Source organism: Plantactinospora solaniradicis, from assembly GCF_042658085.1.
GTDB classification, from domain to species: domain Bacteria; phylum Actinomycetota; class Actinomycetes; order Mycobacteriales; family Micromonosporaceae; genus Plantactinospora; species Plantactinospora solaniradicis.
In genome coordinates this window covers 1-23,243 of the sequence record NZ_JBHSPR010000012.1, presented here as the reverse complement: position 1 = coordinate 23,243, position 23,243 = coordinate 1, and the positions used below count along the sequence as shown (strand labels likewise).

Annotated in this window: 20 protein-coding genes and 8 pseudogenes; 17 read left to right on the top strand and 11 right to left on the bottom strand. The window is 68.8% G+C overall.

Features of this window, described 5'->3' with window-relative positions:
• Positions 1-540 precede the first annotated feature (540 nt).
• Complete coding sequence (locus ACFP2T_RS17730; protein ID WP_377422995.1) at positions 541-1,446, top strand: SDR family oxidoreductase; 906 nt, start codon at positions 541-543, stop codon at positions 1,444-1,446.
• A 171-nt stretch (positions 1,447-1,617) separates the two neighbouring features.
• On the opposite strand, the pseudogene ACFP2T_RS17725 reads toward ACFP2T_RS17730, so the two are convergent.
• Positions 1,618-1,851, bottom strand: a pseudogene (locus ACFP2T_RS17725) (LuxR C-terminal-related transcriptional regulator); the annotation flags it as partial.
• Between the two features lie 164 nt (positions 1,852-2,015).
• Between ACFP2T_RS17725 and ACFP2T_RS17720 the strand changes: the two are divergent.
• Positions 2,016-2,120: pseudogene (locus ACFP2T_RS17720) on the top strand (IS6 family transposase); the annotation flags it as partial.
• An 8-nt stretch (positions 2,121-2,128) separates the two neighbouring features.
• Here ACFP2T_RS17720 and ACFP2T_RS17715 read toward each other — a convergent pair.
• The 4 genes and pseudogenes from ACFP2T_RS17715 to ACFP2T_RS17700 all read right to left on the bottom strand — a co-directional run.
• Positions 2,129-2,483, bottom strand: a pseudogene (locus ACFP2T_RS17715) (transposase); the annotation flags it as partial.
• A 108-nt stretch (positions 2,484-2,591) separates the two neighbouring features.
• The gene (locus ACFP2T_RS17710; RefSeq protein ID WP_377422993.1) at positions 2,592-2,984 is read right to left on the bottom strand and encodes an ester cyclase; all 393 of its coding nucleotides are present in this window, start codon (positions 2,982-2,984) and stop codon (positions 2,592-2,594) included.
• Positions 2,985-3,265: 281 nt separating this feature from the next.
• A pseudogene (locus ACFP2T_RS17705) lies at positions 3,266-3,654 on the bottom strand (IS701 family transposase); the annotation flags it as partial.
• 252 nt (positions 3,655-3,906) lie between these two features.
• Positions 3,907-4,104: a hypothetical protein gene (locus ACFP2T_RS17700; RefSeq protein ID WP_377422992.1), complete on the bottom strand. Its 198-nt coding sequence runs from the start codon at positions 4,102-4,104 to the stop codon at positions 3,907-3,909.
• A 277-nt stretch (positions 4,105-4,381) separates the two neighbouring features.
• Here ACFP2T_RS17700 and ACFP2T_RS17695 point away from each other — a divergent pair.
• The 3 genes and pseudogenes from ACFP2T_RS17695 to ACFP2T_RS17685 form a co-directional block, all read left to right on the top strand.
• Positions 4,382-4,604, top strand: a pseudogene (locus ACFP2T_RS17695) (helix-turn-helix domain-containing protein); the annotation flags it as partial.
• Positions 4,605-4,738: 134 nt separating this feature from the next.
• Entirely contained in the window at positions 4,739-5,545 is an 807-nt protein-coding gene (locus ACFP2T_RS17690) for an SAM-dependent methyltransferase (RefSeq protein ID WP_377422989.1), read from the top strand.
• Between the two features lie 153 nt (positions 5,546-5,698).
• Positions 5,699-6,125, top strand: a pseudogene (locus ACFP2T_RS17685) (DDE-type integrase/transposase/recombinase).
• A gap of 262 nt (positions 6,126-6,387) precedes the next feature.
• On the opposite strand, the gene ACFP2T_RS17680 reads toward ACFP2T_RS17685, so the two are convergent.
• Positions 6,388-6,804, bottom strand: coding sequence for a hypothetical protein (locus tag ACFP2T_RS17680; protein ID WP_377422986.1), 417 nt, complete (start codon positions 6,802-6,804; stop codon positions 6,388-6,390).
• 273 nt (positions 6,805-7,077) lie between these two features.
• Here ACFP2T_RS17680 and ACFP2T_RS17675 point away from each other — a divergent pair, with 273 nt between their 5' ends.
• The 10 genes and pseudogenes from ACFP2T_RS17675 to ACFP2T_RS17630 all read left to right on the top strand — a co-directional run bounded on the left by ACFP2T_RS17675 (position 7,078) and on the right by ACFP2T_RS17630 (position 16,795).
• Complete coding sequence (locus ACFP2T_RS17675) at positions 7,078-8,109, top strand: LuxR C-terminal-related transcriptional regulator (RefSeq protein WP_377422984.1); 1,032 nt, start codon at positions 7,078-7,080, stop codon at positions 8,107-8,109.
• 52 nt (positions 8,110-8,161) lie between these two features.
• The gene (locus ACFP2T_RS17670) at positions 8,162-9,202 is read left to right on the top strand and encodes a GAF domain-containing protein (protein ID WP_377422982.1); all 1,041 of its coding nucleotides are present in this window, start codon (positions 8,162-8,164) and stop codon (positions 9,200-9,202) included.
• 328 nt (positions 9,203-9,530) lie between these two features.
• On the top strand, positions 9,531-10,649 hold the full coding sequence (locus tag ACFP2T_RS17665; RefSeq protein ID WP_377422979.1) for a sensor histidine kinase: 1,119 nt from the start codon (positions 9,531-9,533) through the stop codon (positions 10,647-10,649).
• Between the two features lie 5 nt (positions 10,650-10,654).
• Positions 10,655-11,299 (top strand): response regulator transcription factor, encoded by a 645-nt coding sequence (locus tag ACFP2T_RS17660; protein ID WP_377422976.1) that lies wholly within the window; start codon positions 10,655-10,657, stop codon positions 11,297-11,299.
• 44 nt (positions 11,300-11,343) lie between these two features.
• Positions 11,344-11,478, top strand: a pseudogene (locus ACFP2T_RS17655) (NAD(P)-binding protein); the annotation flags it as partial.
• 962 nt (positions 11,479-12,440) lie between these two features.
• Positions 12,441-13,685 (top strand): MFS transporter, encoded by a 1,245-nt coding sequence (locus tag ACFP2T_RS17650; protein WP_377422973.1) that lies wholly within the window; start codon positions 12,441-12,443, stop codon positions 13,683-13,685.
• A complete protein-coding gene (locus tag ACFP2T_RS17645; RefSeq protein WP_377422970.1) occupies positions 13,682-14,098 on the top strand; it encodes a Dabb family protein in 417 nt (138 codons plus the stop codon). Before ACFP2T_RS17650 ends, ACFP2T_RS17645 begins: the two co-directional genes overlap by 4 nt.
• Positions 14,099-14,226: 128 nt before the next feature.
• Complete coding sequence (locus ACFP2T_RS17640; protein WP_377422968.1) at positions 14,227-15,270, top strand: medium chain dehydrogenase/reductase family protein; 1,044 nt, start codon at positions 14,227-14,229, stop codon at positions 15,268-15,270.
• Between the two features lie 36 nt (positions 15,271-15,306).
• Complete coding sequence (locus tag ACFP2T_RS17635) at positions 15,307-15,972, top strand: ABC transporter permease (protein WP_377422966.1); 666 nt, start codon at positions 15,307-15,309, stop codon at positions 15,970-15,972.
• Positions 15,973-16,180: 208 nt separating this feature from the next.
• Positions 16,181-16,795: a DUF4241 domain-containing protein gene (locus tag ACFP2T_RS17630; RefSeq protein ID WP_377422963.1), complete on the top strand. Its 615-nt coding sequence runs from the start codon at positions 16,181-16,183 to the stop codon at positions 16,793-16,795.
• Between the two features lie 204 nt (positions 16,796-16,999).
• Here the strand turns inward: ACFP2T_RS17630 and ACFP2T_RS17625 are convergent.
• A pseudogene (locus tag ACFP2T_RS17625) lies at positions 17,000-17,311 on the bottom strand (hypothetical protein); the annotation flags it as partial.
• Between the two features lie 412 nt (positions 17,312-17,723).
• On the bottom strand, positions 17,724-18,830 hold the full coding sequence (locus ACFP2T_RS17620; RefSeq protein WP_377422961.1) for a sensor histidine kinase: 1,107 nt from the start codon (positions 18,828-18,830) through the stop codon (positions 17,724-17,726).
• Between the two features lie 152 nt (positions 18,831-18,982).
• Between ACFP2T_RS17620 and ACFP2T_RS17615 the strand changes: the two genes are divergently transcribed.
• Both ACFP2T_RS17615 and ACFP2T_RS17610 read left to right on the top strand, forming a co-directional pair.
• Complete coding sequence (locus ACFP2T_RS17615; RefSeq protein ID WP_377422959.1) at positions 18,983-21,274, top strand: GMC oxidoreductase; 2,292 nt, start codon at positions 18,983-18,985, stop codon at positions 21,272-21,274.
• Positions 21,275-21,357: 83 nt separating this feature from the next.
• Positions 21,358-22,023 (top strand): NADPH-dependent F420 reductase, encoded by a 666-nt coding sequence (locus tag ACFP2T_RS17610; RefSeq protein ID WP_377422957.1) that lies wholly within the window; start codon positions 21,358-21,360, stop codon positions 22,021-22,023.
• Positions 22,024-22,185: 162 nt separating this feature from the next.
• Here ACFP2T_RS17610 and ACFP2T_RS17605 read toward each other — a convergent pair whose 3' ends face one another.
• The 3 genes from ACFP2T_RS17605 to ACFP2T_RS17595 all read right to left on the bottom strand — a co-directional run.
• Positions 22,186-22,350 carry a response regulator transcription factor gene (locus ACFP2T_RS17605; RefSeq protein WP_377422954.1) on the bottom strand — a complete coding sequence of 55 codons (165 nt, stop codon included), beginning with the start codon at positions 22,348-22,350 and terminating at the stop codon, positions 22,186-22,188.
• Positions 22,350-22,838, bottom strand: coding sequence for a response regulator (locus ACFP2T_RS17600; RefSeq protein WP_377422952.1), 489 nt, complete (start codon positions 22,836-22,838; stop codon positions 22,350-22,352). Before ACFP2T_RS17600 ends, ACFP2T_RS17605 begins: the two co-directional genes overlap by 1 nt.
• Positions 22,835-23,243, bottom strand: a 409-nt coding sequence (locus ACFP2T_RS17595) for a sensor histidine kinase (RefSeq protein ID WP_377422950.1), incomplete at its 5' end; no start/stop codon positions are given. The genes ACFP2T_RS17595 and ACFP2T_RS17600, both read right to left, overlap by 4 nt.

Below are 23,243 nucleotides of genomic sequence, written 5' to 3'. Positions count from 1 at the left end.
CCCACGTGTCGGAAGGAGGGTGTCAGTCACACATCGTCAAGCTGCTGCGATCACTGCCGATGGCCGGCGCGGCCTGGAACCGACGGCCCAACCGCCCGAAGACGACGTCGCGGGCCATGGCCAGTGACACGACGTCACACGGATCTGTGACGTGCTGTCACTGATGGGTGGCTGCGGGGGCTGGTGTCATAGGCATGTCCACCACGCCGGCTGTCGAAGGGAGATCGACGTGGTCTCTGGCTTGCCGGGCGCCGGGCCCGCCTGATCTCCGACGTTCGTGCCGTGCTCGTCGACGGTGCGGAACCGCAGCCCCGGGTCGTCCCGCTTGGGGCGCTGTTCCCGGGAAGCGGAACCCCGCGCCAGTTCCACCGCGAGATTCCCTGGGCCTTTCCGTGATCACCCGTGCCGAGCAACTCGAGCAAGGCAATGGGGGAGCCGAAGCGGTTACCCGCACCGTCACCGCAACGGTCGACAACGTCGTTGTCGCGGCGTCGTATTCGCTCAGCAGTAATCGATGTTCCCACAGAGACAAGGATTCGCATGGGCAGTTACGCAGTGACGGGTTCGGCATCGGGGATGGGCGCTGCGGTGACCGAGCGGCTGAGCGCGGCCGGACACTTGGTGATCGGCGTGGATCTGCACGACGCCGAGATCATCGCCGACCTCTCGACAGGGGAAGGCCGCTCGGCAGCGGCCGCCGGGATACTCGAGCGGTCCGGTGGTGGACTCGACGGCGCGGTAGTCGCCGCCGGGATCGGGCCCGTGCCCGGTCCCGACCGCGCGCGGAGGATCGCACAGATTAATTACCTGGGCTCGGTCGAGCTGCTGACTGCCCTGCGGCCGGCGCTCGCGGCGAGCGGTGATGCTCGGGCCGTGGTCTTTGGCAGCAACTCGCCCACCGTCATGCCTCACGTGCCCCGGATGGTGTTCCGTGCCATTCGCGCTGGCAAGATCGAACAAGCGGTGCGGAGGGCGCGGATATTCGGGCGGGCCGCCCCCAACTTCGCTTATGCGGCGTCGAAGCTCGCGGTGACCGACTGGGCACGGCGCGCGGCAGTAACTCGGGCGTGGGCCGGTGCTGGGATCAGGCTCAATGTGATTGCCCCGGGACCGGTGAAGACGCCGCTGCTCGACGCAGAACTGGCGGACCCGGTCGCGGCCAGGGCGTTTCAGTCGTTCCCCAACCCGATCGGCGGAGTGGGCGACCCCGGCCACCTCGCCGACTGGGTGATGATGATGCTCTCGCCCGCGGCGGCGTTCATGAGTGGCAGCGTCGTCGTCGTCGACGGCGGCACCGAAGCGTGGTTCCGCGCCGGCGAGTGGCCCCGGCCCGTCGCGATCCGGCAGATGCCCCGCCATCTTTGGCGTTGGCGAGCCTTCTCCCGGCTTTCGTCCACGGATCGCGCTGAACCGTCGAGCAGGCATCTTCCCCCGTCTTTCCACTGACCTGCCTGGAACTCCGCGTGTGTGGCTTGCGACGACGCACCTCGATGTTCTGCCAGTGCGGCTCGGCTGCGGCTTTCGCCTCCGCCGACGGCTTTCGGGTGTACGACGCGTCTTACGCCGGTCGAGTCGTTGGGCTGGCCGTTGGCACAGCGGAGAGCGTTGCCTGGCGCTTCACTGAGCGGCGCCCCACCCAGCCATCACACCTGTTCGGTGCCGCGTTGCGGTCAGCGCGAGCCAGACCGTCTGGTAGCCGACAACAAGGAGTTGCGCGCGGTCGCGTGCCTCCAGCTCGGTCATGGCGCGCTGCACGGGGGCGCGGACGGTGAAAGGGCCGAGGTACGTCCGATCGGCGATCTCCAGGTTGGACAGGCCGGTCGCGGCTAGAGCGACCGTCTCGCGTTCGCGCGGGGTGAGTGCGGCGAGTCGCTCCGAATGGAGGGGCCTGTTGCGTTTGGTGGAGGCAGATCGACTACCCGTGTGGGCAGGTGAGCTGGTGAGATCGCCATATCCGTCCCCAGTCCTGGTCCCCGCCGCCGTCGGAGTTCGTCGGGTTCCGGTTTTCTCCCGAGGTGATCGTCCTCGCGGTCCGGTGGTACCTCCGGTTCAACCTCTCCTACCGGGACGTGGAGGAACTGCTGCTCGAACGCGGTGTGGAGGCCGACCACGTCACGGTCTACCTGGCGGGGTCGGCCAGGGCGGCGAACGCGGCGAGGAAGAACGCGCGTTTGAGCTGCTTGTTGCCGCCCTTGGGTGGATGCTCGCCCGGATGCTGCTGCCGGAGCGGCGGGTCACCGGCGCTAGGCCGGCGTAGGCGGCCAGGTGCCGGAGCTGGCGAACGTGGTGCCGTCGCCGACTTCGAGGAGGATCCGGGCTCCGGTCCTGACCCCGATGCCGGGCATCGGGGTCAGGACCGCGGCAAGACGGTGGGCATCAAGCATCCTCTCGACTTCGCTGGCGACCTGGTCGCGTTGGCGCAGCAGATCGCGTAGGGAGTCGGCCAGCCTGGGCAGGATCGTCTCCGCGGAGCGGGCGTAGGGACGTCCTGCTGATCTCCGAGTGAGAGTGATGTGGTCCTGGCTGTGCCTCGCGTTCGACTTCCCGAGCCGGTGCTGTCGCCGCTCGGGAAGTCGAACGCGAACAGCGCCTCAGCTGCCGAGCTGTCGCTGCACTGCCTGGGCGTCGATCAGGTAGTTCATCTCGTAGAAGCGCCCGTCACGGACCTTGTGGAAGGAGTACTCGGCAAACTCCAACGTGGCGCCGGTGGGGGCCACGCCGAGCCACTCCTTCGTGTGCGTGCCCTTGTTGAACAGACGGGCTGCCACGCGGTCACCGTCGATGGCGATGTCCTGGACCCGCCAGGTGAAGTCCGGCACGGCATCGCCGTGCGCCTTCAGCTCCGCGATGATGTCGTCCCGCCTGACCGGCTTGCCGTTCTCGATGAGCTCGTCGTGAACGAACTCGGTCATGCGGTCGAAGTCATGAGCGTTGAGTGCATCGATGTAGCGCTCGAAAACCTCGCGCACTTCAGACTCAGACATGATGTTCTCCCTCTCCCCAGGTCGGGGTTGTGCACTCGGACAGTGATGACGTGCGACGCCCTTCCACGATCTCGCCGTGGCGGCCATCTCTGAGGGGCACAACCTCGGGTCCACGACTTCTATTCCAACCGGTACAGAACTCGACCGAGGCACCCGGTCGCGGAGGTGCGGCAGGGGCGCGGCGACAAGCTGCTGGAGCTGACGTTCGACTTCGAAGGTGGTGAGCCCGACTCCGTGGTCAACGGCAACGCCACCGAGGCGGCGTTCGCGATCAACTGCATGGACAAGCAGCGGCTCACCCCGCATGACGCCACCCGCGGCTTGGTCGCGAACTCGACCTCGTCCGGGACCGCCGCACGTCGGCACCGATCCCGATCGCCGGTCCACGACTTCGGCAGGTACAACTCCCGATCGATCAACACCTGACCCTTGACCGTGGCGTAGCACAGGACCGTGCTGATCTGGCACTTTTCGGTCTTGCCCGCCGTACCCGAATACTGCCGTTGGACCCCCCCGCCGAGGCGCGGCCCTTCTTGGCGAACCCGGTCTCATCGGCGACAAGCACCCCGGACGGATCGCCGATCTGCTCCACGACGTAGGCGCGCACGTCATCGCGAACCGCGTCCCGTCCCACGCCACGCCACATGCCCTGCAACCCGTCCGGCGAGACGAGGCGAGTTCTCATCTGAGGTGGCGAGCCCCCGAGTGGGCCGCCCTCTGGATCTGCGGGTCCGGGAGCGACTCCCGGCGTTCATCGGGAGAGCACCGGCCCGCGACGCGACGCAGGACACGTGCCGACCCGCCGTGCGCGTCCGTACACAGGCGTGCGTGCCGTGTACGAAGCGGCCCAGCGGCGCTGTCGCGCCAATGCCTCGGACCGACGATCCTCGACTCTCCCAACGATTAGAGCGAAGTAGCGCGGTCATCCCGACTTGCCGTCGAGCAGCCAACCGAAGCGCAGCCGCAGCGCACGCTCCATGCTGGCCGCCACAGCACCGACCCCGATCAGGATGTTGAGCACTACCGGCAAACGAACGGGCGAGGTGAAAGTCCCGATGTGCTGGGAGATGGGCTCCACCTGGGTGACCGGTTCGATGAGCTGTGAGATGAGGAGTGCCAAGGCTATGAGCGCCTGCTGGTGGGCGGGCAGCAGCCGCCGCCGGCTGCCGATCTCGGCTCGAGGGCGCGGATCAGGTCGGTCAGGCGGGTCAAGCTGCGGGTGGACAAGGGGATGCTGGCAACATACGTGAGCAACGAGGCTCCCAGACAGGGCTGTCGTTCTGGTCGACTGCTGTCATACCGCGAGCTTCGTCCTATTTGGAGCATCGACACGTCGCCGTTCGGCCAGGCCATACGCGCACCCTAGCCACCATGAAAAATGGCTCGATGTTGCCAGCATCCCTTTGTCCGCGGGTAGCCTGACCCGTCTCGGCGAGTTGATCCGTGCCCGCCGTACCGCGTTGGGCGGACGGCCGGCTGCCGGCCCACGAGCAGGCGTTGATGACCCTGGCCCGTCTCCGCAACGGCGACACCCTGGCCAGGCTGGCGGTCGGCTTCGCCGTGTCGGTCGCCACGGTGTGGCGGTATCTGCGCGAGGCGGTCGACCGGCTCGCCGCCGTTCGGATGGGGTGCACCGTCGGCCATTCACCTGTCCCGGTTCAGATCCCGTCATCACCACTCATCGGAAGTGGCTATTGTCCCGCACCAACCGACCCACTTGCGTCACCGCTCCTTCGGCGCGGAAGAATGCCCTCATGACCAAGGACCGGGGTCTCCCCGCGGGCTCCAAACTGGACATTACGGTTCCGCACTCCGCGCGGATCTGGAACTACTGGCTCGGCGGCAAGGACAACTTCGAGGTCGACCGGGCCGCCGGCGACCAGGTGATCGCACACATCCCGGACATCCCCATCGGGGCGAAGTCCGAGCGCGCGTTCCTCAAGCGCGTGGTCAGGTTCCTCGTTGAGGATGTCGGCATCCGTCAGTTCCTCGACGTCGGCACCGGGCTCCCCTCGGCGGACAACACCCACGAGGTCGCGCAGTCCCTCGACCCGCGCTGCCGGGTGGTCTACATCGACAACGACCCGCTCGTCATGGTGCACGCGCGTGCGCTCCTGGCCAGCACGCCGGAAGGCAGCTGCGGCTACGTCGAAGCCGACCTGCGGCAGCCGGACACGATACTCGCGTCGGCGCGGCAGATGCTCGACTTCTCGCAGCCGATCGGGCTCATGCTCCTCGGCGTCGTCAACCACCTCATGGACGACGACGTGGCGTACGGCTCCGTCGTGCAGCTGGTGCAGGCGATGCCCACCGGCAGCTACCTGGTGCTCACCCACTCCACCGCGGAGATCCACGGCGAGCCGATGCTGCGCGTGATGCGGGAGACCACCGAGCGCGGCGGCACGCCAATCCGCGCTAGGACGAAGGTGGAGATCGAGCGCTTCTTCGACGGGTTGGATCTGCTGGAGCCCGGCGTCGTTACGTGCTCGCGCTGGCGCCCCGACCCGGGGTCCGACGAGCCGGAGGTCTACCTGTTCGGTGGCGTCGGCCGCATCGGCTGAGCGGCGCTGTTGCGTTGCCGGTGGTCGTGAGCTGAGGCAGGCTTGACGGGTGAGGCTAGCGAGTCGTCGCCCTTGGTCGCCGCCGAAGTCGGCGTTCAGCGGGTTCCGATTCCCGGCTGGATCGTCGACGAAACGTACGTCAGGGTCAACGGCGTGTGGCGGTACGTCTACCGGGCGGTCGACCAGCACGGCCAGGTGATCGACGTGCCGGTCTCCGCTCGCCGTGATGCCGCCGCGGCCCGGCGTCTTCCAGCGGGCGCTACGGGTGCTGAAGGTGACCCCAAGCGACGTAGTCACTGACGCCGCCCCGGTCTACCCGGCCGTGCTCGACGACCTCATCTCCTCGGCCTGGCACCACGTCGAGCGGTACGCGAACAATCCGATCGAGGCCGATCACAGCCAGTTGAAACACCGGTTACGACTGATGCGCGGGCTACGGACTGACCTGACCGCACAAACGATCATCGCCGGGCACGCCTTCATGCAGAACCTTCGCCGCGGCCATTACGAACTCGCCGTGGACGTTCCCCAGGCAACGCGGATCGCCGCCGCGTTCACCGAACTCACCAGAGCGATCTGACCCCAAGCCCGACATCGGTTCCACCCGCCCAAGGAACGGGCAACGCAACAGCGCCCTCCAGTATCACCGCAAGTCTTGCGGTGCCGGTTCCGGGCGTGATCGCGTTCAACGGCGGCTACCTACACCCATCCCTATGAGGCGAACTCCACGACCAGTCGGGCCAGTTCGGACGGCTGATCCTCGGACACGAAGGTGTACGAGTCGGCGACCGTCATCTGAGACGACACGGCCCGGACGATCCATCTCGGGCTCCGTCAAGGAATCAGCCCCAACCGGCGGGCTTCACCGTCAGGTTCTGGCACCGGGCCTGAAGCAGAGCGAGGGCTCGCTCCGAGACGGTCAGGCCCTGACTCCGTTCGTACGAGAAGTCGGCTGCCGGGTCTTCGCCGACGATGAGGCGAACCAGTTCGGGCACGGTCGCACCCTCCTCGACGCCGAAGGCGCCGTCGCCGAAGGTGCCGCGGGCCGTACCGGTGGTATAGCCGGTGAGCCTTTCGGCCGACAGCGCGGTGACCAACTCGGGGCTGGCGACCAGCTCCGGCGGGCGGCCGGCCAGCGGGTCGGGCGCCCACGACAGTTCGACGCTGAGCACGCCGTCCTCCTCGTCGCACCAGTCCCAGGCCGGATCCGGGGCGATCTTGTATCGGCGTGGTGTGCCGTTCGGTTCGTCGGTGCTCATCGCTTGAACCTAACTGACCTCGGTTGATCGGTCCGATGGGCCCGGACACGGGGGCGGAGGGCGCGCCGGAGCATGCAAACCCTCCACGATGGTTGCCCCACCGCCACCCGACCGGTCGGAACTAACTTCCTTTCGTACAGTCGCCGCGTCCTGGGGCATCATTTGCCGTTTCACTAGGTAATCGCACCAGCGGGCTCTTGTCGATTGACAGGACTACCGATAAGGCGAAGGAGTGGATTTCAATGCTAGATCTTCGACGTGCCGGAACAGGGGATGGCTGACCTCCCACCCGACGCGGCAGAGATCGCCGTCGAGGTGGAAAGGATCACGGCACGACCGGGTGACGCGGCCGATCGGGTGCCGGAACTGATGACCGTGCTGCACCGGCTCGTGCCGTATGCGGCATCCATGATGTGCGTGCTCAATCCGGAACTTCGGGAGTTCGAACTCGTGGGCGACGCGGGCTACTCCGAACCCACCCTCGCGTACATGCGTAGTTCGGAGCACTACCACGAGATGGAGTTGCTCGGAATGGACCGGGACCGCCCGCCGATGTGCGTCCGTGACGCCCCGGTTCCTCCGGCGGAACTGCCGTCCTGGGCGGAACACCTGGAGCCGGCGGGCTTCCGCGAGGGGGTCGGCGTCACGCTGTTCAGCCCGGACGGTCGGCACCTGGGACTCATCACCCTGCACACCGACCATCCGGCGTACCCGAGTGACGAGGCCCGGGACTTTCTGGGGTCGCTCGCCCCGTTGATCTCCGACGCCGTCGACCCGATGCGCTCCATCGTGGCCCTGGCGAAGATCGTCGCAGACGCGCAGGCCGGCGTGGTACTGACCCGGGCCGGCAACGTACTGTCGCTGCCCGGGCTCGTTGGGCATCCGCTGCTGCGCGTCGGTTCGCCGGTGCTCGCGGTGGCAGCGGAGAGCCTGGCCGAGGGCCAGGTGCAGACCTCGTTCCTGTGCCCGTACCAGTCGATGGACGGGGCTGACGAGCACGTCCGGATCACGGTGCTGCCCTGCCCGTCGTCGGCGCCGGCGTACCTGACGGCGGTGGTATTGACCTCACCCCCCGGGGGCCTGCGCGGGTTGACCCGGCGGGAGTTGGAGATCCTCGGCCTGCTGGTCGACGGCTGGTCCGACCAACGAATAGCCAACCGGTTGGTGATCGCCCAGCGGACCGTGGCCGCCCACATTGAACACATTCTGATCAAACTGACCGTCCCCGGCCGCACCCTGGCCGCCGTCCGGGCGCTCCGGTTGGGCCTGTACGTACCGCAGTCCCTGATACGCGGTCGCCGATGACCTCTATCGACGCACCCTCGGTACCGGTGCGCATTGCCTATGGAGTTGCGTGATGACCCGTCTTTCCCCGTCCGCAGCGGGTACAGCTCGTGAGGTGGCCGGAATCGCCGCGGCGCCGCAGCAGTGCGGCCAGGCGGACGAGTTGCTGGCCCTGCTCGGCCGGGTGGTCCCGCACCAGGCCGCCTGGCTGGCCCTGCTCGACGACCGGTACCGCCGGTATGCTGAACTGGCCAGCGTCGGGTACGACGACCGGCTCCGGGACTACTTTTGCAGCACACCGTTGCTCGACCAGGTCGAGCTGGTCGGAATGACCAATTCGCCCGTTCCGCAGCGTCGCCGCGACGTTCCGGCCCCGCTCCGCGAACTGCCGGTCTGGCTTGAGTACTACCTACCTGCGGGGTTCCGCGAGGGCATGGCAGTCGGGTTGTTCACCCAGGACGGCCGGCATCTCGGGGTGCTCCTGGTGAGCACCGACACAACGGACCACCCGAGCGATGCCGAGCGGGATCTGCTCGGCGTCCTGGCGCCCCGGATCGCCGCCGCCGTTGACCCGATGCGGTCGGTGGCGGCCCTGGGCCGGGTCGTCCACGACGCCCAGGCCGGGGCGGTCCTGACCCGCTGCGGTGACGTGCTCCGGCTTCCGGGCCTGCCTGGACATGCCCTGCTGGCCCCGGGTTCGGCGTTGCTCGGCGTGGCCCTGCGGCAGGTCGTCCACGCAGCGGGCTCGGTGTCGTTCTTGTGGCCGGTCCAGGCCGGGTCGAGTGGCGGTGACGACTTCGAGGGATTCGTCCGGGTCACCGTGTTGGGCTGTGTCACCGCGCCGCCACAGGCGGTCGGAGTGGTGGTGCTGTCCCCGCTGCCCGGTGGCCGGGCCGTGCTTACCCGGCGTGAGTTGGTGGTGACGGGCCTGCTCCTGGAGGGCTGGTGCGAAGGCCGGATCGGGGTCGCGATGGATCTTCCGGCGTGCGCCGTCGCCGAAATCGCCGAGCGGGTCACCGCCCGGCTCGGTGCACCGGACCGGCACACCGCGCTGGTGCGCGCCGCCCGGCAAGGTTGGTTCATTCCGCCCCAGCGCGTGGGACAGCCGCTTTGACATCCGTGGTCGACCTGGCCACGACCCGGGTACACCGACGGAAAGACCTTCACGGCATGGTCGGCGACTATTCGCAGGCAGCGTAGCCAGAACCGGGTTTACGAACGGCACAAGGCAGCGAGGATCGCGAGCTCCGAGGCCACGTTCCGGCCGATCCGGACGCCTGCCGATGAAGTCTGGAGACGACGGGCGCCGATGTCCTCGGAGTCGAGTGCCGTTACCGGCCGTCCCTCAGGCCGGAAGGTCGCTATCCGCTCCTTCTCGGGTAGGAGGTGCTGCGGCACCGTGGTCGGAGCCGCCGGCGTCGGTGCTGACCTATATTCCTGACATGCCCTCACTGCTGCGCGACCGCGACGGGTTCGTGATCGGGGCGGCTGTCCTCGGTACCGGCCTGGGGGTGCTGAACCTGTTTTACACCTCGGACTGGGGCTGGATTCTGGCGGTTCTGATGCTTCCGGCGCTGATCGTGCGCGCGGTCTGGCGGTCGATGCCGGGGTGGCTTCTCCTGTCGTGGGCGACGATCCCGACGCTCGTCGGCGATGCGGCGGTCGTCACCCGCAGTGCCTATCTGGTGGTCATCACCGCTCTGGCGGTGGTCGCGGCCAACCGCACGCGATGGCTCGACGCGGTCGTGATGGTTCTCTGCCTGTTGTCGCCGTTTCTGATCTGGCTGCTCGGAACCAACGACCGGCACCGGGGGTCGGGTGCGTGGCTATGGTTCGGCGGCCTGCTTATCGGATGGGGTTTCGGCCATGTCGTCGGCCGGCAGTTCACGCGGATCGACGAGTTGGAACGTACCCCTACCAGGCTGACCGAGGCCGCGTTGGCCGAGGATCGGCAGCGCATCGCCCGGGACCTGCATGATCTGGTGGGGGACAGCTTCAGCGTCGCGCTGCTGCAGCTGTCCGGGGCACGGATGCTGCTCACGTCCTCGCCGACGGCGCTCGAAGAAGCCGCAGAGGCCCTGCGGCAGGCCGAGGATCTGGGCCGTGAGGGCATGGACGAGCTGCGCCAGGTATTGATGCTCATGCACGGGGGGTCCCACTCGCTCACCCCGATCGGACCGGGGCAGCTCGAACATCTCCTGGGCACATACCGCGACGCCGGGATGCACATTCACACTGAGGTCGCCGGCGACATCGACGGCGTGTCGGCGGCGCCACGGATGGTGCTGCACGACGTGCTCCGCGAGGCCCTCACCAGCGTCGCCGAACATGCCCGATCCGCCGAGGCGACCATCCGCATCGGCGCCGACCACGACCGGGTCGACGTACAGATCGAGAGTGCGCTCGGTCCGCGTCGCCGACGCGCCGGCGGCGGCATGGCGCTGGCCGGCCTCGATCACCGGGTGGCGGCCATCGGCGGGACCTTCCGGGCCGGGCCGGACCACGAGTGCTGGGTGGTCCAGGCACACCTGCCCCGCCGTCTCGCCGGAGCATCCGCATGATCCGCGTGTTGCTGGTCGACGACCAGCCGATGGTACGAGCCGGGCTCGGACTGATCCTGCGAAGCCAGCCGGACATCGAGGTCGTGGGCGAATGCGGCGACGGCAGCGAAGTCGTGCCCGCCGTCTCCCGCCACGCCCCCGACCTCATTTGCATGGACGTGCGAATGCCCGGCATCGATGGGGTCGAAGCAACCCGGCGGGTACGGGCCACCGGCGGACCACCGGTCTGCATCCTCACCACCTTCGATGACCAGGACGTCCTCTGGTCCGCGGTCGACGCCGGCGCCGCAGGATTCGAACTGAAGTCCGCCACACCCGAGAACCTCATCGAAGCGGTGCGCACCGTCGCCTCCGGAGGCACCTGGATCGACGGCACCTTGCTGGGCCCGATCCTCGCCTCCTACCGGCAATTCGCACGGCCCGCGACACGCTTCGACAACCGGGTCAACGCGCTCTCCGGACGCGAACTCGACGTCCTGCGCCTCATGGCCCGCGGGGCATCCAACCGGGAAATCGCCGACCACCTGCACCTCGCCGAAACCACGATCAAGACGCACATAGGCACGATCTTCACCAAACTCGGCGCCCGCGACCGAGCCGCGGCCATCGTCTTCGCCTACGACGCAGGACTCGTCCGCCCACGTGGATGAGTCCACAGACTTGATCGACAGGCGTCCGGACCGCTTTCGATTGATTGGCAACGGCCTTGACCGATCCATACGAGGCCGATGCCATCGTCGTCGGCAGCGGGTTCGGCGGCGCGGTGGCCGCGGCCCGCCTCGCGCAGGCCGGGTTCTCCGTCATCGTCGTCGAACGTGGCCGGCGGTGGCGACCCGGTGACTTCCCCCGCCGGCCACGTCTGGAGGACGGCTGGTTGCGACATCGGCTGCAACCACGGCGCAAAGAAGACGCTGGACAACACCTACCTCGCCGTGGCGGAGCGCTGCGGCGCCCGCGCCGTGACCGACGCGGAGGTGCGACGGATCGAACCGCGCGACGGCGGCTACGCGGTAATCGCCTCGATCCCCTCCGAGCTCCCTGCGGCGACCGGGGTGAACCCCTCCGCCACGATCCTGGCAGCAGCGGAACGTTCGATCGAAACAGTGATTCGCCGTTCGGGGCGTCCCGGATGGCGTGTCCCTGAATGGATTTCGGTTTTCGCATACCGAAGTCCCCGAGGCACGCGGCGTTTGCCTTCATGTCCGAGTGCAATGCCATGACCAAAGGCGATGGCATCGTCTTCACAGAACGAATGAGCACCCGCTGGAACGGCGATCCGAGGGTGGTAATGACCTTGAGAGCGGAGATTCCCGGCATGGACCGCGTCGGGTGGCGATGTCGTACGCACTGCGCTTCCACGACGTCGAGGGGCGTCCGTGGCAGGTGCAGGGAATGAAGACCGTACGTTCCCGCGCGCCGATGGCGCTCTGGTCGGATTGACCAACTTCCATACCGAGATCGCCCCGGCTCATGGGGTATCCGGCGAAGGCCAGCGCTGCGTCCTCTCCATCGGTCCCCGTGACCTGTTACGGCTGGGATCCTCCCTCACCGGAACCGGGTTCACCCGGGCACACCGCCTGCGTGTGGTTCTACGTTCCGCCTACTTCTTCGCGGCCTCTGCGCTACGGCAGTAGCAGCAGGCCCTTTCGCTCCTACCACGGTGCCAACCGGAACGGCACCGTCGTCCGAAGACATCGAATCCGGTCGGTCATAGCGTGTTGATCGGCCGAGCGATGAGCATCGGCGGTTCGTTCAGCGCCCGCATTGCCTGGTGATTCTGAAAGGTTGCCCGTGCCTCTCGAGCCACAGACCGCCCGCAGAGTGGGTCCACACGAGTACGGTGGCACGACGGCAGCACCGGACCGCCGGGGACCCGGCCGCGTCGCGCGCGGAACCATTCTCGCCGCAGCGACGCTGACCATCATGGCGCCCGCCATCATCGCCCCCAGCCTCCCGGCGATGGAGCAGGTCTTCGCCGACCAGCCCGGGGTGTCCCTGCTGGTCCGTCTCGCGATGACGATCACCTCGCTGACGGTCGCGTTCAGCGCCCCGCTGTCCGGACTGGCCGCCGACCGCGTCGGCCGCCGACCGCTGCTCCTGTCCAGCCTCGTGCTCTACGCGGTCAGCGGCACCGCCGGCTATTTCCTGACCGACCTGTGGTTGTTGCTGTCGAGCAGGGCGCTGCTCGGCATCGCCGTCGGCGGTGTCATGACCGCGGTCAACGCCACCATCACAGACTGGTTCGACGGCCCCGAACGGGCGTCGTTCCTGGGACTGCAGCAGGTGTTCGCGAGTCTCAGTGGGGTGCTGTTCCTGCCCCTGGCCGGCGTGCTCGCCACGATCGGCTGGCGGGTGCCGTTCTGGCTCTACAGCTTGGCGGCGCTGGTCGCGCTGGTCGCCGCTTTCGCCGTACGGGACTGGCCGCCCGCCGCTTCCGCACCGGTCAACGGCGGCGGCCGTACGGCGACCGCGAGCGTGCTCGGGATCTACGCCCTAGCCCTGGTCGCCACGATGGTCTTCTACATGGCGCCGACGCAGGTGCCGTTCTTGCTGGCGCGCCAGGGCGTCGGCCCCGTTCTCATCGGTGTCATCGTCGCCAGCAGCACCCTGGCCAGCGCCCTCGGCGGCTTTGTCTTCCCGGCCCTGCGCCGGCGCCTGCGGTCCGCGGCCATCACCGTGGTCTGCGTCGCGCTGCTCGGCGTGGGCTGGTTGCTCGCCGGCGGCACCGGCACGGTTCCGGGCATCGCGGCGGGTCTGCTCGTCGGGGGCCTCGGCGTCGGATTCGCCATCCCCAACCTCACCCTGCGCTTGGCCGAGCTCGCCCCACCAGCGTGGCGCGGCCGGATCTTCAGCGGACTCGTCGCCGCGATCTTCCTCGGTCAGTTCCTCTCACCACTGGTCGTTCAACCCGTCGTCCAGACGTTCGGCGTCGGTGACTCGTTCACCTGGGCCGGAATCGCCATGCTCGCTGGCGCGGCCGCGGCCGCCGTCGGCGCACGGAAACGCAACCCCATCAAGGAAAGGGCAGTTCCATGATCTACCACGGCATTCGTTTCTCCCTCCGGCCCGGCGTCACGGCGGAGGAGGTGACGGCCGGCCTCCAGGCCATGCACGACGCGTCCAACGCGATCCCGTCGATCACGTCGTTCGTTGTCGGCCGCGACTTCGGCGGAGAGTACGAGTACGGCGCCGTCTCCGTCATCGCGGACCTCGCCGGCTACGAGTTGATGATGAACCACCCGGCACACCTGGAGATCGACCGCGCTGGCCTGCCGCTGATCGACAAGTTCGTGTCGTTCGACGTCTCCGACGACCCTGACCCGGAGCTGGGTACGAAGATCGCCGAGATCCACCGGCGCAGGTACGCCGACAATCCCGACGTAGCTGACCTGGTTGCCGACCTGGGCGAGTACAGCGGCAGTGCCGCGCCCGGCAGGCACGAAGACTGACGAAGCGCGGCGATCGCCATCGGCGGGCGTGCTCGCGGAACCGACGGCGCGCCCGCCGAAGTGCCGTCACAGCGAACAGATCTGCACTTCCGACCTGAGTCAACGCGTGAATGCCGAAGAGGTACCTGATGGCTGGATCTGTCACCACACATGTCACCGAGATCGTGCTGCCGGGCCCGGTTGAGTCCGACGGCCTGGAGGTCCGGACCCGTGAGCTCCCGGCTCCCGGCGAGGGACAGGTGGTTCTGCGGATGGAGGCGACCGGTGTGTCGTTCGCCGAGCAGCAGATGCGCCTGGGAAAGTACTACGACCAACCGAGCTTCCCGTTCGTACCCGGCTATGACGTGGTGGGAACGGTAGCGGCCACCGGCGTCGGGGTGGACCCGGCACTACAGGGCCGCCGATTCGCCGCGGTGACCAAGATCGGCGGGTGGGCCAGCCACCTTCACGTCGCGGCCGCGGACCTCGTTCCGGTGCCGGACGGAGTCGACGCGGCCGCCGCCGAAACCGTGGTATTGAACGGTGTCACCGCGTGGCAGATGCTGCACCGTTCGGCCTCCGTCCGCGCAGGCGGTGTGATCGTGGTGCTGGGCGCAAACGGTGGGGTGGGCTCCACGCTGGTGCAGTTGGCGCGCCACGCCGGGATCAGGGTGATCGGCACCGCGGCCCAGCGCCACCACGACACGGTGCGCCAACTGGGGGCGACCCCGGTCGACTACCGCGACCCGGATATGTACCACCAGATCCGCGCGCTCGCCCCCGACGGCGTGGACGCGGTCTTCGACCACGTCGGCGGCACCGGTCTGGAACAGTCCTGGCGGCTGCTCCGCAAGGGCGGAACTCTGGTCAACTACGGCACGGCGTCGGCGAAGGGCGAGGCGGGCAACGCGGCCCTGCCGTTTCTGAAACTCATTGCCCGCTTGTCCGCGTGGAACCACCTGCCCAACGGCAGAAGCGCGACGTTCTACAACTTCTGGGCCGGCAAGCGACGCCTCGCCACCTTCCGGGCCCGGCTGAGCGAGGACCTCACCCAGGTGTTACGCCTGGTCGCCGACGGCGCGCTGACACCGCAGATCGCCGCACAGATCCCGCTCGGTCGCGCCGCCGACGCACTCAAGCTCGCCGAGTCGCGCACCGTGCTCGGCAAGGTCGTCATCGTCGCGGACTCCTGAGCCACCGACATGCTTACCCCAAAGGACACAATCACCATGAACGCTCGCTCGATACCGGCCCCGGCCGTCGCAGTCCCCGCAGGTGAGGTCGACAGCCGCGGCGCCTACCTCAGCTTCACGTTGGCCTACGTGATCGGTCACGGCTCGGCCGCGCTCTCCAAGGGCGCCGATCCGGTACTCAGCCTGCCCGCGTGGCTGCCCATCACCCTGTTCGTCACCGGCCTGATACCTGCCCTGGTGCTGGGCGTGCGCGCAGGCATCCGCTCTCAGCAGGGCGCGGGCGAATCGCGGAAACATGCCGAAAGTCTTCTCGGGATCGCCTGGTGCACCGCATTCACCGCCCTGTTCCTGGCCATCACCGGCCTGACCAGAGCATTCGACCAGCCCGGTCTGCAGGACATGCTCTGGGCCGCCGGTTCGGTACTCATCGTCGGCCTCATGAACATCGCCGAGGGCACCGCACGCCGCAACAATCTGCACTACACCCTCGGCTCCTGGCTCGCACTCGTCGCGGCCACCTCCCTTTTCACCACCGACATCCTGGGCGTCTACACCATCCTCGCCATCGCCGCTGGCGGAGGCTACGCCGTCGCCACCGTCCTCGAACACCGCCGCATCGCCGCACTCAGCACGGCATCTGCCCTTCGGACCGGCAAGGACCCCGTCGACGAGCGGCAGCCGGACCATTTGCATGTGCGGTGACTCAACACCCCGCTGGCCGCGACGTTCCCCTAGCCATCCCCGGCCGGCACCCCAGTGCGCGCACGTGATCGTTGACGGGGTGGCTTACGGGCGGACTTCGAGGGGCCGCGCCGAAAATTCATGATCTGCGATGTTCGTTGTGTGTTCGAGCGTGCCGACGCGTCGTGGGGCACCGCGGCGTAGGCAGTCGAGCGGAGAGGATGGGTCCATGCAGGAGGCTCCGATCGATTACGACGAGCGGTTCGCGGTTGGTAAGGCTGCCGACGGTGAACGATCCTCGATCGAACGTACGTGGCTTTCGTTGCCGACCGGTCGGATAGTCGCTACGGATCCGCTCGGATACGACGACCCCCCAGCCCCTTTCGTCCAAGTCGTGCCGCCCGGCCGCTACCGGGTGGACCTCCTGGTGACAGGCCGACGCATCGCCGCGGCACGACTTGTCATCCGGGACGAGCCGGCGGCAAGCTGGGAACGCGCGTTGCCGGAAGGCATCCTTTACGGCAGCGATGCTGAGGTCGCTGGCTACGACGTCAATGCCGGTGCGGGGTGTTTCACCGACGAACAGACGTTCCAGCAGCTTTCGGAGGACCCTGGACTTGACTGGCAGCTCACGCTCCTGGAGGACTTGGCCTGGATGCGTGACGGACCTACCGTCATACCTCGCTCCGAGGTGGATGGTTGCCCCGGCGACGAGGGTGACGAGAACGTCCTGGTCGCGTTTCCCTCCGGTGAGGGCGGCGGGACCTACCGCACCTGGGTCGGCCGCACGGGGCGCGGTGAGATCACCTGCTTCGTCACCGACTTTCTGCTGCGGGACGAATAGGGTGCTCCCCGGGCCGAGCATCCGCTGGGCGTACCACGCGTTGCTGGGCGTCGACCACGCACCCTCGTGGGTAGCGATTCGCATCGCTGCTGGGCAGGCCGCTCTGAGTGGGATCCATCTGCTCACCGGCTGGTGGGCTTGGCCGCCTATAGCCCTTGAGGCTTGATCAGGTGCCCGCGTACCTGCATCTAGGGATGTGCGTCATCAAGCTGTTTCGAGTGCTGGTCGGGGTGGTGGCGGCGTGGATCGTCCTCCTCCCTGCCGTGGATCGGCGTGCCGGGCCAGCCACTCGAACGGGAACCGCTCCGGCGGCACGTTGTTCACGGCGGTGACCAGCGCCATGTACCGGTCGTACGGTCCCTCCGGCTCCGGCTCCGGCTCCGGCGGCGTGCGGCCCCGCTCCGCGCCCGCCAGCATGTGGTCGGCCGCCTGGATCCGGAACTCGGGCGTGTCCGGTATCCGGGGGCTGTCCGGTGTCGCGAAGATGCCGGTCAGCCACCCGATCCACCGGTCGGCGGTGCGCTGGGGCAGGTTGGCATGCGTGGTGCTCAAGGCGGTGATGCGGCGGCGTTCCAGGACGGCGGCCACGGCGTAGCCGCCGCCGACGGCGATGGCGAGTGGGGCGTAGACGCCGGGCGTGGCAAAGAACAACGCGGTGCCGACGTCGACGGCGGACCAGAGGACGTCCTCGTCGCCGAGGGTGGTGAGCACACAGAGGGCCGGGCCGCCGCCGGCGTGGACCCGGCGGGTCGTCTCGATGCCGTCGGTGCGCGGGATACGCACGTCCATGCAGACGACGTCGGGTTCGTGCCGGAGACCTCGGTGCCGTCGCCGCATTCGCCAACCACCCGCAGGTCGGGCCGGCTGCGCAGAATGAGGGCGAGGCCCGCGCGGACCATCGGCTCGTCGTCGAGGAGCAGAACGCCGATCATGCCGGTACCTCCGCCAGGCGGCGGGGCAGCCGCGCCTGGACCACCCAGCGCTCCCGGTCCGGCCGGGCCTGGAACGTGCCGCCGACGGCGGCCACCCGGTGGCCGAGCCCGGCCAGTCCCATGCCGGTCCCGGCCGTGGCGCCGTGGCCGAGGGCGCTCTCGACGGTGACGATGACGCGGTCGCGTTCGACGTCGACGTGGACGGCTGCCTGCGGTGTACGGGCGTGTTTGGCGGTGTTGGTCAAAGCCTCGCGGATCACGTCGTGCAGCACGATGCGGGGCGCTGCGGCGATGCTGTCAAGGTCGCCGGCGATGGCGAAGTCGACCTGCATGCCGGCGTCGCGGAAGTCCCCGACGAGACGGTCGAGGTTACCTGGCGTGAACGGGACGAGCGAGGAGGTGCCCTGGTGCATGAGCCGGAGCGCCTGGCGCAGCTCGTCCATGCCGGTACGGCCGACGGCCTCGGCCTGCCGGAGGGCGTCGGCGGCGTCGGCGGGCGAGGAGTGGAGAACGAGGCGTGCGCCGGACAGGTGCAGCAGGACCACGGTGAAGCTGCGTCCGACCAGGTCGTGCAGGTTGCCCGCGATGCGCTGGCGTTCGTCGACGACAGCGGTCTCTGCAAGCCGGCTACGGGTCCGGCTCAGCTCGTCGATGAGCTTCCATTGTTCGCCGACCACGGCGCCGAAGCCCCAGCCGATGAGCAGGCCGCCCGCCCAGAGCCAGGCGCCGATGCCGCGGTACCACTCGTTGGTCCCCAGCAGCCAGATGAAGAACGGGGAGACCAGGCACAGCGCCATCGCGATCGTGTCGGCCCGCCGTGGCCGGTCGGCGGCCGCCACGGCCATGGCGACGATGATCACCATGTACGCGGTCTGTGTGACGACCAAGGCGTCACCGACCAGGGTCGGGATCGTCACCCAGGCGAGCAGCAGCCAGCCCGGCATGGTTCGCCACGCCGTACGCACGATCAGGGCCGGGAACATCAGCAGCGCGAGGATCCAGCCCCAGTCGACCGTGTAGGCGAGGTTGAGCACCCCGAAGGCGCTGCCGAGGGCGGCCGTCAGGACGGTGAACCGGCCGCGGTCACGAAGCAGTGCGGGCATACCGGAAATGGTAGGTAGGTCACCGGGCGCCCGGTGCCCGCGGTGCTCCCCCCGGGGGCGGAGACGGCGGCCGATCCTCCCCCTGGAGACGGAGAAGATCGGCTACCACGGTCCGACGACGGCCGGGCCGGCCGGCATCTACCTTCGTCGGCATGCACGACGCCCCTGAGTACCTGGCCCGCGATCGCTACGAGGCGCTGGTCATCGGTAGCGGCTTCGGCGGCGCGGTGGCCGTCTGCCGGCTCGCCCAGGCCGGGATCGACGTCGCCGTCGTGGAACGCGGCCGCCGCTGGCCCGCCGGCAGCTTCCCGCGCGACCTGTCCCGGCTGGACGACGGCTGGCTGTGGCTGTGCAACCACGGGCTCTACGACGCGCTGCCGCTCAACGACATCCTCGCCGTACGGGCCGCCGGGTACGGCGGCGGCTCGCTCGTCTACGCGAACGTGGCCGCCCGGTCGCCGCAGGCGGTCTTCGCCGGCTGGCCCGCCCCGTACAGCCGGGCGCACCTGGAACCGTTCTACGACCTCGCCGCGCACATGCTGGACGTCTCGCCGGTGCCGACCGACCGCGACTTGCCGCCCAAGACCCGGCTGATGGCGGAGGCGGCCACCCGGCTCGGCCACCGCGACGGGTTCTTCCACCCCAACCTCGCGATCACCTTCGATGATCGCGGCCCCGGCCAAACCAATCAGTTCGGCGTGCCGCAGCGCGGTTGCACCTACTGCGGGCAGTGCGACATCGGCTGCAACGTCGGCGCGAAGAACAGCCTCGACCACAACTACCTGGCGCTGGCCGAGCGGGCCGGCGCCGAGGTCGGCACGCGCACCGAGGCGGTCTGGATCGGCGCCACCGACGACCGGGGCTACCGGGTACGGCTGCGCGAGTACGGACATCCCGGCACCGGCAAGCAGGGAACGGAACGCGAGGTCACCGCACGGTACGTCTTCCTGTGCGCTGGCGCGCTCGGCAGCACCGAGGTATTACTGCGCAGCCGCGACCAGTACGGCACACTGCCGGACCTGCCCGCCACGCTCGGCAGCCGGTTCTCCGGCAACGGCGACTTCCTCAGCTTCGGCCGTGACCTCGGCGCCGACTTCGCACCCTCGGTCGGCCCGACCATCACCACTGCCTCGGTCATCCGCGGCGGCGACCCGGACGACGAGCGCTGGTTCGTCATCGAGGAGGGCGGCTACTCCGAGCACATCGCGGAACTCGTCCGTTCAATGCACCTGCCGTCCTACCTGGCCGACCACATGAACCGCAGCGCCCGTACCGTCATCGCGACCGCGCAGACCTTCGCCGGCCACCTGCGCACCGACCGAACCGCCGTGCTGCTCGCCATGGGCCGTGACCGTGCCGACGGCCGAATCGAGCTACGCGGCAAACACCACCGGCTGCGTGTCGTCTGGGACACCACCCGCAACGACCCGCTCTACACGGACGAGCAGGTGGTTTCCGGCGCTGTCATTCGCGCGCTCGGTGGTACCCCGTTCGCACCACCCACATGGCGCATGTTCCGCCAGCCGGTCACCGTGCACAACCTCGGCGGCGTACCGATGGGCGACGATCCCCGGCACGGCGCCGCGTCCCCGGACGGCGAGGTCTTCGGCCACCCGGGCCTCTACGTCCTCGACGGCGCGCTCCTGCCCGACGCGACCGCCGGCAACCCCTCGCTGACCATCACCGCAGTCGCCGAACGGTGCATCGAGATCGCGATCCGCCGCATCACCGCCGACCCCGCCTGGCAGGCGCCGCAGCACGCCGACGCCGCACCCCGCCCCGCACCGGAAGACGCCGCCGTGCAAGCAGTTGCCGCGCGCAGCCCGGCTCGCAGGCGCACAGCCGGAGTCCGCTTCACAGAGACGATGACCGGCACGGTACGGCTACCCGCGGCCGCCGACGAGACCAGGCCGTCCCGCGCCGCCCAGCTACGGCTGACCGTGGCAATACCCGACCTACAGGCCATGATCGACGACCCGGCACACGCGGCCGAACTCTACGGCACCGTACGGGTGACCGGCCTGACCGCCCGCCCGGCCATGGTCTCCGGCGGCCGCCTGCATCTGCTCGCCACCGTCGACGGCGGCCCGGAACGCACCATGACCTACCACCTGCCGTTCACCGACGACACCGATCGCCCCTGGCTGCTGCTCGGCACGAAACACGTCCGCCGCCGCCGGCGGAACGACCCATGGCGCGCCACCACCCGCCTCGCTGTCGCCGTCGTCGACCCCGATAAGCGCTACGATGCGATCGAACCCACCGGCCGGATGACCATCAGCCTGCCGGAGGTCGTCCGCCTGCTGTCGTCACTGCGCACCACCGGCGGCGGTGGCGCTGGCACCGTCGCCCGCTTCGGGCGGTTCTTCACCGGCCAGGTCGCCCGCTCGTACCTGCAGCCGAACAGGGGACGGCGCGACCGAGCCGCAGCGCGGACCCGCTGAGCGATCTCGCGGGCATCTCATGGGCTGCATCACGCCCGGAATGGACTGGCGCCCCTTACTTTATCTGAAATCGGCAGGAGACCATGACCACCATCGGCTTCATCGGTAGCGGAAACATCGGCAGCACGCTCGCCCGCCTCGCGGTCGGCGCCGGACACGACGTCGTCCTCAGCAACAGCCGCAGCCCCGAGACCTTGCACAATCTGATCGCGGAGCTCGGCCCGCGCGCCCGCGCGGCGACCACCGCCGAGGCCGCGACGGTTGGCGACATCGTCGTGGTGGCCGTCCCGATCAGGGCGTACCGGCAAGTCCCCGCCGCGCCCCTGCGGGGCAAGGTCGTCATCGACACCCTGAACTACGACCCCGCACGCCAGGGCCGCGTCCCCGAGATCGAAGCCGGCGACACCCCAGCCCCTTTGTTGCTCCAGAGCCACCTGGCCGGCTCGAGTGTCGTCAAGGCGTTCAGCACGGTCTTCTTCAAGCACCTTGCCAACCTGGGGCGCCCGGCCGGTGCCGCCGACCGTAGCGCCGTGCCCATTGCAGGGGACGACCCGATCGCCAAGAAAGCGGTCGCCGCGCTGATCGATTCGCTCGGCTATGACACCTACGACGTGGGTCCGCTCGCGGAAAGCCGCCGGTTCGCGCCCGGTACACCCGCCCAGCACGCGCATCTCGATCCGGCCGGCATGTTCGCCGCCCCCGGTCGTCCCGCGTCCGCGGACGATCTCGCCAAGCTGCTCTCCGCCTGAAGGAACGCCATGACCGACAGGCGCAGCGCGTCCGCCTGACGTACCGAGCCATGTCGAAACCGCGGTACGGCTGGAGATCGAAATACGTGGAGGCGAAGACGATGGTGTCGAGGTACCGATGGTGACCGGAGTTAGGGCCGTGCGGTTCTCGGTGATGGTCGTTTATCCCCGTGGTTTGACGAGTCCTGCGTCGTAGGCGAAGACGATGGCCGCGGCGCGGTCGCGGGCGCCGAGTTTTTTGAAGAGGGAGCCGACGTGGGTCTTGACCGTGGTTTCCGCCAGGAGCAGGTGTGCGGCGATTTCCCGGTTGGAGGCCCCGCGTGCCATCAGGCGGAGGACGTCGAGTTCGCGGTCGGTGAGCGCGTCGAGCTTGGTTTCGTGGCTGGTCGCCGGCCGTGTCGACTGTCGGTAGGAGTCGAGGATCGGGCCGAGGAGGGTGCCGTCGATCCAGGTGCCGCCGGACGCGACGGTGCGGACTGCCTCGATGAGGTTCTCGGGGTGGCGGATTTCAGTTCGAATCCTGCCGCGCCGGCGTCGACCGCAGACCAGAGCACCTCCTCGTCTCCGAAGGTGGTGAGGATGCAGACCGGTGGTCCGTCGGCGGCCCGTAGCCGGCGGGTCGCCTCGACCCCGTCCACTACGGGCATCTGCACGTCCATGCAGACGAGGTCGGGGGTGCACTCGGAGACGGCGTGGACGGCGTCGCCGCCGTCGTCGCATTCTCCGACGACCTGGATGTCGGGCTGGCTGCGCAGGATCAGTCCGAGCCCGGCGCGGACCATCGGCTGGTCGTCGACCAGGAGTACGCGGATCACGCGGACGCTCCGGCGAGGCGGCGGGGCAGCCGTGCCTGGACCACCCAGTGTTCCCGGTCCGGCCGGGCCTGGAAGGTCCCGTCGATGGCGGCCACCCGGTGTTCGAGCCCGGCCAGTCCCATACCGCTGCCCGCCCTCCAGGGATTCGCACCGAGCGCGCTTTCGACCCGTACGTCGACCTGGTCGTGGTCGACGCCGATGCGGATCGTCGCCTCGGGGGAGCGGGCGTGTTTGACGACGTTGGTGAGGGCCTCCCGGAGCACGTCGTGCAGGACGATGCGGGGCGCCGCCGACACGCCCTCCATGTCTCCGGCGACGTCGATGTCGATGCGCATCCCGGCGTCGCGGAACGTGCCCAACAGATGTTCGAGTTCGCCGGGTTCCGGTGGTGTGAGCGAGGGCGAG

Excerpts from the sequence above, each read along its gene's own strand:
- ACFP2T_RS17665 (WP_377422979.1), top strand. The coding sequence starts at position 9,531 with ATGCCCTCACTGCTGCGCGACCGCGACGGGTTCGTGATCGGGGCGGCT.
- ACFP2T_RS17615 (WP_377422959.1), top strand. The coding sequence starts at position 18,983 with ATGCACGACGCCCCTGAGTACCTGGCCCGCGATCGCTACGAGGCGCTG.
- ACFP2T_RS17610 (WP_377422957.1), top strand. The coding sequence starts at position 21,358 with ATGACCACCATCGGCTTCATCGGTAGCGGAAACATCGGCAGCACGCTC.
- ACFP2T_RS17680 (WP_377422986.1), bottom strand. The coding sequence starts at position 6,804 with ATGAGCACCGACGAACCGAACGGCACACCACGCCGATACAAGATCGCC.
- ACFP2T_RS17605 (WP_377422954.1), bottom strand. The coding sequence starts at position 22,350 with ATGGCACGCGGGGCCTCCAACCGGGAAATCGCCGCACACCTGCTCCTG.
- ACFP2T_RS17645 (WP_377422970.1), top strand. The coding sequence starts at position 13,682 with ATGATCTACCACGGCATTCGTTTCTCCCTCCGGCCCGGCGTCACGGCG.
- ACFP2T_RS17710 (WP_377422993.1), bottom strand. The coding sequence starts at position 2,984 with ATGTCTGAGTCTGAAGTGCGCGAGGTTTTCGAGCGCTACATCGATGCA.
- ACFP2T_RS17670 (WP_377422982.1), top strand. The coding sequence starts at position 8,162 with ATGACCCGTCTTTCCCCGTCCGCAGCGGGTACAGCTCGTGAGGTGGCC.
- ACFP2T_RS17620 (WP_377422961.1), bottom strand. The coding sequence starts at position 18,830 with ATGCCCGCACTGCTTCGTGACCGCGGCCGGTTCACCGTCCTGACGGCC.
- ACFP2T_RS17635 (WP_377422966.1), top strand. The coding sequence starts at position 15,307 with ATGAACGCTCGCTCGATACCGGCCCCGGCCGTCGCAGTCCCCGCAGGT.
- ACFP2T_RS17675 (WP_377422984.1), top strand. The coding sequence starts at position 7,078 with ATGGCTGACCTCCCACCCGACGCGGCAGAGATCGCCGTCGAGGTGGAA.
- ACFP2T_RS17630 (WP_377422963.1), top strand. The coding sequence starts at position 16,181 with ATGCAGGAGGCTCCGATCGATTACGACGAGCGGTTCGCGGTTGGTAAG.
- ACFP2T_RS17690 (WP_377422989.1), top strand. The coding sequence starts at position 4,739 with ATGACCAAGGACCGGGGTCTCCCCGCGGGCTCCAAACTGGACATTACG.
- ACFP2T_RS17730 (WP_377422995.1), top strand. The coding sequence starts at position 541 with ATGGGCAGTTACGCAGTGACGGGTTCGGCATCGGGGATGGGCGCTGCG.
- ACFP2T_RS17640 (WP_377422968.1), top strand. The coding sequence starts at position 14,227 with ATGGCTGGATCTGTCACCACACATGTCACCGAGATCGTGCTGCCGGGC.